Raw genomic sequence first — 1193 nt, forward strand, 5'->3', positions numbered from 1 at the left:
GCACCTCGCGGGTGCCGGGCACGACCCGGATGATCAGCCGCCGCTCACTCAGACGGCGGGTGCCTGCACCTCCCTGCCCTTCGTGTGCGTGCCCTTCTTGTCCTTCGCCTTGGGCTTGACGTTGCCCGTGGTGGTGCAGCGGGCGTCAGTGCCACCGGGGAGGCAGTTGCTGCCCGGGGTCGGGGAGACCACGGTGTTGACCAGCCGCAGATCCCCGGTCGGAGGAGCGTGGGTGGTGATGGAGAAGGTGATCGTCGCCGTCTGGCCCGGGGCGAGCGCGCCGCTCCAGGAGAGGACCGGATCGTTGTAGGTGACGGTGCCGGAGGTCGCGTCGGCATCACCGTTGTAGTCGGCGTCGTCCAGCAGACCGCTCAGGTCATCGGTGAACGAGGCCGGGTCCTGCGCGGTGTAGGTGGTGGAACCGGTGTTCGTCACGGTGATCGTGTAGGTGACGGTGGCACCCGGCGCCACGGTGGCGGGACCGTCCTGCCGCTTGGTGAGGGTCAGCCCCGGCTCGCTGGTGACGGTCGTGGTGGTGGTGTCCTCGTTGTTCCCCGGATCCGGGTCGGGGTCCCGGCCCGTGACCCGGGCCGTGTTGACCAGGGAGCCACTCGCGTTGGCGGCCACCGTCCCGCTCACGGTGACGGACGCGCTCGCGCCGACCGCCAGCGGACCACCGGTGCAGGTGAGCGTCCCGGAACTGATACCGCACCCGGCACTGCTGGTCGACGGGTTCTGGATCTGCGCGGGGACCGTGTCGGTCACCGTCCACCCCGATGAGGCGGTGGGCCCGTTGTTGGTGACGGTGATCGTGTACGAGATCTGCCCGCCCGGATCCACCGTGGCCGGACCCGTCTTCGTCAGGGCGAGGTCGGCGGAGCGGGTGATGGTTGTGGTGGTGGTGTCGGTGTTGTTGTCGGGGTTGGGGTCGGGGTCGTCGCCGGTGACGGTGGCCGTGTTGGTGATGCTGGTCGCGTTCGCGGCGGCTGTGCCGGTGAGGGTGATGGTGGTGCTGCTGCCGACGGGGAGGGTGCCGCCGGTGCAGGTGAGGGTGCCCGCGGTGATGGCGCAGCCCGCTGTGGTGGTGGCCGCGTTGGTGAGCCCCGCCGGGATGGTGTCGGTCACCGTCCAGCCCGACGAGGCGCTGGGTCCGTTGTTGGTGACGGTGATGGTGTAGGTGACCGCGCCGCCTG

At 70.3% G+C, this 1193-nt stretch carries 1 protein-coding gene; it reads right to left on the reverse strand.

What is annotated here, in order from left to right:
• Window positions 1-48 precede the first annotated feature (48 nt).
• On the reverse strand, window positions 49-1193 hold a 1145-nt coding region (locus ACFVIM_RS35220), incomplete at its 5' end, for a DUF11 domain-containing protein (RefSeq protein ID WP_384310471.1).

This window comes from Streptomyces sp. NPDC057638, from assembly GCF_042800315.1.
Taxonomy (GTDB): Bacteria; Actinomycetota; Actinomycetes; order Streptomycetales; family Streptomycetaceae; genus Streptomyces.